General features: G+C 46.5%; 11 protein-coding genes. 6 read left to right on the top strand and 5 right to left on the bottom strand.

Translation table 11 applies throughout. The features are described from left to right. The 3 genes from ACEW9I_RS19920 to ACEW9I_RS19910 all read right to left on the bottom strand — a co-directional run. Positions 1–1,791 (bottom strand): efflux RND transporter periplasmic adaptor subunit (locus tag ACEW9I_RS19920; protein WP_373542074.1); only part of this gene is annotated, 1,791 nt, incomplete at its 3' end. A 103-nt stretch (positions 1,792–1,894) separates the two neighbouring features. Continuing rightward, positions 1,895–2,257, bottom strand: a complete 363-nt coding sequence (locus tag ACEW9I_RS19915; protein ID WP_373542073.1) for a hypothetical protein — start codon at positions 2,255–2,257, stop codon at positions 1,895–1,897. 227 nt (positions 2,258–2,484) lie between these two features. Beyond that, positions 2,485–3,183, bottom strand: a complete 699-nt coding sequence (locus tag ACEW9I_RS19910) for a DUF305 domain-containing protein (RefSeq protein ID WP_373542072.1) — start codon at positions 3,181–3,183, stop codon at positions 2,485–2,487. A 131-nt stretch (positions 3,184–3,314) separates the two neighbouring features. Here ACEW9I_RS19910 and rppA point away from each other — a divergent pair, with 131 nt between their 5' ends. Next, positions 3,315–4,010, top strand: coding sequence for a two-component system response regulator RppA (gene rppA, locus ACEW9I_RS19905; protein ID WP_373542071.1), 696 nt, complete (start codon positions 3,315–3,317; stop codon positions 4,008–4,010). A 10-nt stretch (positions 4,011–4,020) separates the two neighbouring features. Further along, positions 4,021–5,388 carry a two-component system sensor histidine kinase RppB gene (gene rppB / locus ACEW9I_RS19900; protein WP_373542070.1) on the top strand — a complete coding sequence of 456 codons (1,368 nt, stop codon included), beginning with the start codon at positions 4,021–4,023 and terminating at the stop codon, positions 5,386–5,388. Here rppB and ACEW9I_RS19895 read toward each other — a convergent pair. Further along, the gene (locus ACEW9I_RS19895; protein ID WP_373542069.1) at positions 5,366–5,539 is read right to left on the bottom strand and encodes a hypothetical protein; all 174 of its coding nucleotides are present in this window, start codon (positions 5,537–5,539) and stop codon (positions 5,366–5,368) included. The two genes, rppB and ACEW9I_RS19895, sit on opposite strands and share 23 nt — an antisense overlap. Positions 5,540–5,734: 195 nt before the next feature. On the opposite strand from ACEW9I_RS19895, the gene ACEW9I_RS19890 reads away from it, so the two are divergent. Further along, positions 5,735–6,403, top strand: coding sequence for an SDR family oxidoreductase (locus ACEW9I_RS19890; RefSeq protein ID WP_373542068.1), 669 nt, complete (start codon positions 5,735–5,737; stop codon positions 6,401–6,403). 63 nt (positions 6,404–6,466) lie between these two features. On the opposite strand, the gene ACEW9I_RS19885 is transcribed toward ACEW9I_RS19890, so the two are convergent. Further along, positions 6,467–6,676: a hypothetical protein gene (locus ACEW9I_RS19885; protein WP_373542067.1), complete on the bottom strand. Its 210-nt coding sequence runs from the start codon at positions 6,674–6,676 to the stop codon at positions 6,467–6,469. Positions 6,677–6,811: 135 nt separating this feature from the next. Here ACEW9I_RS19885 and ACEW9I_RS19880 point away from each other — a divergent pair, with 135 nt between their 5' ends. The 3 genes from ACEW9I_RS19880 to ACEW9I_RS19870 all read left to right on the top strand — a co-directional run. Then, complete coding sequence (locus ACEW9I_RS19880) at positions 6,812–7,108, top strand: putative quinol monooxygenase (protein ID WP_373542066.1); 297 nt, start codon at positions 6,812–6,814, stop codon at positions 7,106–7,108. 227 nt (positions 7,109–7,335) lie between these two features. Continuing rightward, on the top strand, positions 7,336–7,518 hold the full coding sequence (locus ACEW9I_RS19875) for a transposase (protein ID WP_373542065.1): 183 nt from the start codon (positions 7,336–7,338) through the stop codon (positions 7,516–7,518). A 150-nt stretch (positions 7,519–7,668) separates the two neighbouring features. After that, positions 7,669–8,009 (top strand): transposase (locus ACEW9I_RS19870; RefSeq protein ID WP_373542064.1); only part of this gene is annotated, 341 nt, incomplete at its 3' end.

Genomic DNA, 8,009 nt, shown 5'->3' with positions numbered 1-8,009 from the left:
TCGATTGCTCTTGCGTCCCAGTAAAAAAGCACCGCCGCCAACAATACCAACGGCAGGTACCAGTCCCCAAATTAGATAAGGCGACAGTTGGCTCTCAGCCGATTTACTAACCGTAGGCTTCACATCCCCATGTTCGCTAGCGGGCTGCTTTTTCAAAGATTGAGCGTAGAGCTGGGAGGCACGTTGACTGACTACTAAGTCCCCAGTAAATAGTCCTGTTTTGACTTCGACTAAATTGCCAACGGTTTGTCCGAGGGTGACGGTGGTGGGCTGATAGCTGTCGCCACTTTTGATATATACTAATTTCTCTTGGTCTGCTTCTACTACCGCACTAGCCGGAATTGCGACTACTGGGCTAGTAATTTGACCTGTCGCCAGCTTGATTTCGGCGAACGTTCCGGCTTTGAGTAGCCCCTGGCTATTGTCTAAGGTTGCTTGAACGGGGACTACACGGCTTTGGGAGTCTACTGCTGTTCCAATTCGCGAGATTTGACCTGAAAATACTTTATCCGCCATTCCAGGCACTTTTACACTAACCTGCTGCCCAATTTTGAGTCGTCCTAAGTCGCGTTCGTAGATATTCGCTGTTGCCAACACTTGTCGATCGTCGGTAATCGTCATTAATTTAGCTCCAGGATCGGCGACAGACTGCCCGATCGTAATTTCTCGATCGGCAATCGTACCATCGATCGGGGCGGTAATAGTCACTATACCCTGAGCATTCGCTCGATTTCCCAGTTGTGCCAGCAGCCCTTGATAACTAGCATCGCTGAGTCTAAGCTGAGTTTGCGCCGCAGTTACGGCTGAGTTCGCTCTTTGAAGTTGAGCTTGGGCTTCGACTACCGATCTTTGGTTCGTCGCTTTTGCAAGTTGTCCCTGGGCTTCGGCTACCTGCTTCTCAGCATCCCGCAATTCTCGTAGGGGTAATTCGGTTTCAGCTTTGCGTAGTTCGGTTTCGGCTTGGGCTACTCCTGGCTGACTTTGCGCTTTGACTAATGCAGTTCGCGCTTCGGCTAGTTTAGCCTGAGATTCCAACATCTGACGACGTGCTAGTGCGCCACTCTTGACTAGTTCTACATCCTGTTGATAGCGTTCTTGGGCTAACTCTAGTTCGGTTCGAGCGGAAGTAATTTCGGCGGTGGCGATTTGTTGTTGACGCTGATAGCTAGTTTTCGCCGATCGAACTACTGAACCACTTTTTACTAGTTGTTGTTCTCGCGCTAATCTAGATTGAGCGGCGGTTAATTGGCTCCGCGCCTGATTAGTTTCAGCAGTGGCGATTTCGACGATTTTTTGGTAGCTCTGTTGAGCGAGGTTGCGATCTGTTTGGGCTTGTTGGAGACTGGCGAGGGCTGTCGATCGTTTTTCGAGGGAACTCGTCCGTAGTTCGTTGAGTTCGGGGCTAGACATCCGCGCCAGTATTTGTCCTGCTTTAACTCTCGCTCCAGGTTGTACGAGTAGTTGTACGAGTTTGCCCTTAATCGGTGCGGTGACTTCTACTTTTTTGCTAGGTAATAACTCGATTTGCCCAGTCGCCGAAATTTCGACATTCAAGCTTTGTTTTTTGGCAGCGACTGTTTGTACCCCAATCTGTTGAGCTGTAGCACCATCGACCTGCACTTTGGTACTTTTCGTCCCCTCTTGTGAGCCAAATTCATCGCCATGCCCAGCATGAGCGAATGCTGATGTAGATATTGTCAAGATTGAGAGGGGCAGTAAGAGCCAGCTCAAGTGCTGAAAATGTTTCGTTACAGGATTTGGTGCTGTGTGAGATTTTTTATTTATGACCATAACGATCGGGTAATAAAGTGCCAACTTTCACTAGTTTGACAGGCTTAGATGAAATCCAGATGAAATTGAGCCATTATGAATTTGCGATCGAGAGCGATCTAACTTAACGTCCGAGCGATCTCAACTGAGACTCGACATTACTAAGATAACTGCGATCGTCAATCATTTCTGGCAATAATTCTTTGGACTCAATGGCGGCTTTCACTAAATCTTTAGCAGTAATTCTTCCTATTCGCGTACCATAAATTAATGCTCTAAATCCAGGGATAGAATGATCCCGATATTGACCTTGATAAGCACTACCAACTAATTCAAATGGGGTAATATATTTGCTGGTGGGAATATTCTTACTTATTTTTATCATCGGCTGTATTCGCACTTCTTGATGACCTCGTGCTTGGGCAGACGTACTTACAGATAGTACGATCGCGATGATTGATAAGCCAGTCAGGGATAAGCGTTTCATAAAAAATACACCTTTTACTTTGGATCGAATAACCTCTCTATTTACAGATTAACAATCCAAGATGAAATCCAGATGAAAATATTATGAATTCGAGATAATATTTTAAGAATAATTGAATAAATTCATTGATAACAATTGTCGTCATACCTTAATATCTCTTCAGCAAAAAGGGAGATGTAAATAATAGCTTACACCCCCATACTTCAGATTAGATAAATGTTCATTAACTATTTACTTGCAGACCATTGTTTCTGCCATTGAGTCATCTGAGCGATCTCTGCCTGTTGAGACTTAATAATATTTTGAGCGAGTTTTTGCATCTGTGGACGTTTAGATTTTTTCAATAAATCTTGTCCCATTGTCACGGCACCTTGATGATGGGGAATCATCGCATCGAGAAATCGGCGATCGAATCCAGCATCGGCTTTACCCAATGACATACTCATCATCATTGACTGCTTGTGTTCGGCAGTCATTGCCATTTCGTGATTCATAGCGGCGTGCCACATTATTGGTGTCGCCGATGCTTTGGGGTACCATTGTTTGCGCCACTGCTGCATCTGGGCGATTTCTTTTTTCTGCTCGGCGAGCATACCTTTAGCTAGCTTAATTAGTTCGGGTCGTTTGGATTTTTGGAGAACTTCCTGCGCCATGACTAATGCCCCTTGATGGTGGGGAATCATGCTATCGATAAAGCGCAGATCGTAGTTCGCATCAGCGGGGCCGACATCCATATTATGATCCATCATTCCCCCTTTCTTCATGCCATCATGATTCATGCCCCCATGATTCATGCCATCAGAGTTTTGGGCAATTGTTGAATTCGATCTATTGGAAGTCGTGAAGTTAGCGATCGCTAGGGAACCAAAACCAATTGTTCCCGTCAGTATCGCGATCGATGCGATTAATTTAGCTTTAGTATTCATGACTACTTACAAAAATAATAGTAATTTTGACATTACTACGATCTTAGCGGGATGAGATGAAATTAAGATGAAATGGTTGGAGTCGAGATTTCACGTTAATTTCATTTAGCTCAGAGATGATGGGTATTAAGATGAAAATTTTACTAATTGAAGACGAACCAGACTTGGGTGCCATCATCCAAACCAGCCTCGCTCATCACCAATATGTTGTCGATTGGGCACAAGATGGTAAAACTGGCTGGGAATATTTAACTGATAATCGTTCGACATACTCGTTGGCGATTATCGATTGGATGCTGCCTAAAATGTCTGGCATCGAAATCTGTCAACGGTTACGAGCTGAAAAATACACTCTGCCCATTTTGATGCTAACCGCCAAAGATCGCATGGAAGATAAAATTACAGGGTTGGATGCTGGAGCGGATGACTATCTAGTCAAACCATTTGGGATGGAAGAACTCCTCGCTAGACTCCGCGCTCTCCACCGTCGCGCCCCTACATTTCAACCGGAACGATTGCAATTGGGCAATCTCCGACTAGATTATGGTAATAATGCAATCGTCATTACCAATTCAATAGGAAAGGAACAGTCTGTAAGTCTGACAGCCAAAGAATTTCAACTGTTAGAATATCTGATGCAACATCCAGATCGTACCCTCACTCACGACCAAATTCGCAATCGAATCTGGGCACTTGATTCGGAGTCAGCGAGTAATGTCGTCGCTGCCCAAATTCGGCTATTGCGGAAGAAGTTAGCTGAATTTGGCTGTGAGGAAGTAATTGAAACTGTACGCGGATTTGGTTATCGGCTAAATTCACTACAGTAAGTTCAGTACAATGCGTCAAAATCGACTATTCAATCGTACCCGAATTCAACTAACTGTCACCTATGCGATCGTCATTGGTTTAATTACATTGCTCTCTGGCTCTGCGATTCATTTAGTGATGATTCGAGCATTTGCCCGCACTGTCGATCGAGAATTAAACACTTTAGCAGGAACCGTGCATGATACCCTGGAAGCCGTTTTACAACAACCGGAAATAGTCGATCCAGTGGCGATGAATTTACTCCCTGGACTGTGTGTAGTAGGCAAGGAATGTTCGCCAGTTAAACCTCACTCCAAAATTGCCGAACTGACAAAAAAACAAGGATACTGTCTGCGATTATTGAGCTTAAAAGGTCGGGCGATTGGGACTTTAGGGGGGAAAAAGCACAAGTTTACCGATGAAATCCCAACTATGGATTGGGAAACTATTACTGACGATCGCGGCGAACGCTATCATATTCATACACTGCCACTCAAAACAATCGACAATCGGGACTGGGGTTATCTTCAAGTTGCCCAATCCTTCGATCGATTGGATGAATACATGAGCAGTCTGCATCTGATGCTGATTTTTGGGATTCCCCTAGCGATGTTACTCATCGGTGGCGCGAGTTGGTGGCTCTCAGGTTTGGCAATCCAGCCAATTTATCAGTCTTACGAACAGATCCAACAATTTACCGCCGATGCCGCCCACGAACTCCGCACGCCGCTAGCTGTCACCAGAATAGCCGTAGAAAGTGCTTTAGATGTCGAAGTAATTGAGCCGGAAACTCGCAATAATTTGGAAATTGCCCAGCGTCAAGTTCGCCACCTCAGTTGTCTAGCAGAGGATTTACTCTGGCTATCACGGTTGGAAGCGAAACAATTACCCTTACGACTTCAACCGTGCTGTCTGAACGATTTAGTCAGCGATTTAGAAGAAGAATTGGCTCCGCTGGCGATGGCACATTCGATCGAGCTGCGCTTGGAAATCCTGGCTAACCAGCCAATCTACATTATGGGCGATAGCGACAGGCTGTATCGAGCGATCGCTAATTTGATTCATAATGCCATTCAATATACTCCTGCTTATGGAGTAGTTACGATTCGCTTAGAATCATTGGAGCGTAATGCTATCGTCACAATCGAAGATAATGGGATTGGGATTGATGCTGCGGATTTACCGCATATTTTCGATCGCTTTTACCGAGTGCAAGCAGATCGCTCGCGGAATACAGGCGGAACGGGATTAGGTTTGGCGATCGTCCGTGCGATCGTCCAAGCACACCATGGCAGTACTCAAGTCGATAGTCAACTAAAATTGGGTAGTACATTTATAGTGAATTTACCGATTAAAGTCACTCCGAGCAAGATATCTAACCAGAATAAAATTGTTTAGTTTCAATATTAAAAATAGGATCGACTAGCCATTCATCCGTGACATAAAAGTAAGATTGCCAACTAACGACTAGTTCCAATAGTGGCTGAAAAGTTTCACTATGGTCGCATAGTACCCATCCTAAAATCCCTGGCTCAAATGCCACTATCATCGTTTGGATGCGGCATTTTCGACACCGCGCGGGCGTTACGGTACTTTCAAGGAGCACCTGCGGTTTCCACTTGGTTTGGCAGGTTACAGGAAAATTGAAGCAGCGATATTCATCTCTTCAGAAAGCGATCGCTCTGCCAGCAGCGGAATATGGGTGCTAGGATTTGGATTAGAGCTATTACTCATCCATAAACTTATGACAACTTCCGGCTCAATTTTTCTGGCTGGTGCTAGCCGTGGCGTTGGCCATCAAATTGCCCGCATTTTGGCGACCCAAAATTTGCCTGTGTTGGCGTTGATTCGAGATCCTGCCGCCCAATCCGATCTCCATGCTCTGAACGTGGAAACGGTGGTGGGTGATGCCCTCAACCTGACCGATGTTAACAATGCCATGACTGGTCAAATTAGTGCGATCGTCAGTACGATCGGCGGAATGCCCCAGGATGGACAGCGGGCTGATTTCCTCGGCAATAAACAGTTGATTGATGCGGCGGTGAAAAATGGGGTTAGTCGGTTTATTTTAGTCTCCTCCATCGGCGTGGGTGATACCAAAGATGCCATTCCAGCCACTGCCTATGCGGCTTTAGCATCTGTGCTAGCTGATAAGGAAAAGGCCGAGCAATACCTGATGGATAGTGGCTTGAATTACACGATCGTCCGTCCCGGTGGTTTGAAATCGGAGCCAGCCACGGGCAATGGGGTGTTGACATTGGATACCCATGTGGCTGGCAGCATTACCCGATCGGATGTAGCGACTTTGGTATGTCGTTGTCTGGCATCGGACGCGGCGCACGATCGAGTGTTATCGGCATTCGATCGCAACATGGTCTACGGCACGGCAGCGTATCGAGAGTTCGTATTGTAAATGCCCCCTCAAGGATGAGCATTTTCGGTATCCCCTTCAAAGAAGATTTTGAGCACGATCGAATTAATGTGCAGTCGGTGGCAACCAGCACCCGATCCACGCTGTGATTGCTGGCAAAGCATCTAGCGTTAGAATCATGGCATCAAAAATGCCATGAGTTGTGAACAGCGACGGCCACAGAATGATGGGCACTCCCTCGCCTCGATCGCAAAAAGCGATCGAACCAAGCGTCGTCTGAACTGTTGAGAGTGCCGGATCGGAAGTATTCTTCATCACGATATCGTAGCTCCGCTGTTCTATTTGGAAATATTTATGATGCGGCTCGTAAGCTGGACATAACAGTCCATTCAGAAGATCCTGTGCCTCAAAGATCTAAATCGACTTATAAATCCGATCGGAGACTCACCCATGACGAAAGTTGCACTACTGGTAGAATTGAAGGCAAAATTGGGTAAAGAACGAGAACTCGCTACTTTCCTCACCGCGCAGCAGTCAATGGCAGCAGTCGAACCAGGCATGTTGGCTTGGTTTTTAGTGCGTTTAGACGCTCAAACCTTCGCCCTGTTTGATGTTTTCAACGAAGATGCCGATCGACAAGCTCATCTGAGTGGGTCGATGGCGGCGGCACTGATGCCGCGTGCGGATGAGCTGCTAGCCAGCCCACCACAGATTCGCCATGCCGACGTGCTGGCGGATTTGCTTTGAGTCTAAAATGCCAAAGCGGTAGTTCGACCACCCTTAGAGGGTGTTTGAAAAGGGGGGTAGGGGGTAAAAAAAGCTTTCAGGGGATAAGCTGAAGATACTTAGTCACAGCAACCCTGAAAGAGATATGAGTAAAGCATACTCCAGTAACAAAGGCGCAATGGCAATGGGAACTAATAGAAGCAATGATTCCACCAGCAAAACCAGGTGGTCGAAACTGAGAGGTAGAGGTGTGGTCGGTGCTAAATGGGATCTTCTATGTGCTAACTCAGGGCTGTACATGGCGAAACTTACCAGGAGACTTTCCCGTATGGCAGACCGTTTACACCTATTTTCGGAACTGCGGATGCAATCGCGCTGAGGTCTCCTCAGCGCGATTGCACCAAGCAGGCGAAAAGATGGAACATGGGTAGCAATTCATGAGAAATTACTGGATTGGGTCAGAAGCGGCGCACTTCGGTCGGGTTCCCCGACCATGAAGGTGCGACAAGACAGTGAGCAAGAGCGAAAACCAGATCCTGTTCGATGCCATCATCGATAGTCAAAGCGTTAAAACAGCAGCAATGCTTAATCAAGCGGTCGGTTATGATGCTGGTAAGAAAATTAAAGGACGTAAACGTTTTGTAACGGTAGATACCTTGGGATTAATTTTGTCAGTATTCGTCACCGCAGCTAATCAGACCGAAAGAGAAGGTGGCAAAGTTGTTCTCCAGCGACTAAAGGACAACGGCACGCGGATTGCGCGACTTCACACTGTGTGGGCGGCACGTTTTGGGGGGAAGCTTCCCCCCAAAAGCTGCCTTGTGGATGGTGGCTTTACTGGAGACACATTCATGATGTGGGTAATGGATCTCTGTCACTGGGTCGTTCAAGTAGTTCGTGCGCACCTCAAGAACACAAAGGA

This window comes from Chamaesiphon sp., assembly GCF_041738855.1.
Classification (GTDB): Bacteria; Cyanobacteriota; Cyanobacteriia; order Cyanobacteriales; family Chamaesiphonaceae; genus Chamaesiphon.
This window is presented reverse-complemented; position numbering and strand designations above follow the sequence as displayed.

Excerpts from the sequence above, each read along its gene's own strand:
- rppB (WP_373542070.1), top strand. The coding sequence starts at position 4,021 with ATGCGTCAAAATCGACTATTCAATCGTACCCGAATTCAACTAACTGTC.
- ACEW9I_RS19885 (WP_373542067.1), bottom strand. The coding sequence starts at position 6,676 with ATGAAGAATACTTCCGATCCGGCACTCTCAACAGTTCAGACGACGCTT.
- ACEW9I_RS19880 (WP_373542066.1), top strand. The coding sequence starts at position 6,812 with ATGACGAAAGTTGCACTACTGGTAGAATTGAAGGCAAAATTGGGTAAA.
- ACEW9I_RS19890 (WP_373542068.1), top strand. The coding sequence starts at position 5,735 with ATGACAACTTCCGGCTCAATTTTTCTGGCTGGTGCTAGCCGTGGCGTT.
- ACEW9I_RS19915 (WP_373542073.1), bottom strand. The coding sequence starts at position 2,257 with ATGAAACGCTTATCCCTGACTGGCTTATCAATCATCGCGATCGTACTA.
- ACEW9I_RS19895 (WP_373542069.1), bottom strand. The coding sequence starts at position 5,539 with ATGATAGTGGCATTTGAGCCAGGGATTTTAGGATGGGTACTATGCGAC.
- ACEW9I_RS19910 (WP_373542072.1), bottom strand. The coding sequence starts at position 3,183 with ATGAATACTAAAGCTAAATTAATCGCATCGATCGCGATACTGACGGGA.
- rppA (WP_373542071.1), top strand. The coding sequence starts at position 3,315 with ATGAAAATTTTACTAATTGAAGACGAACCAGACTTGGGTGCCATCATC.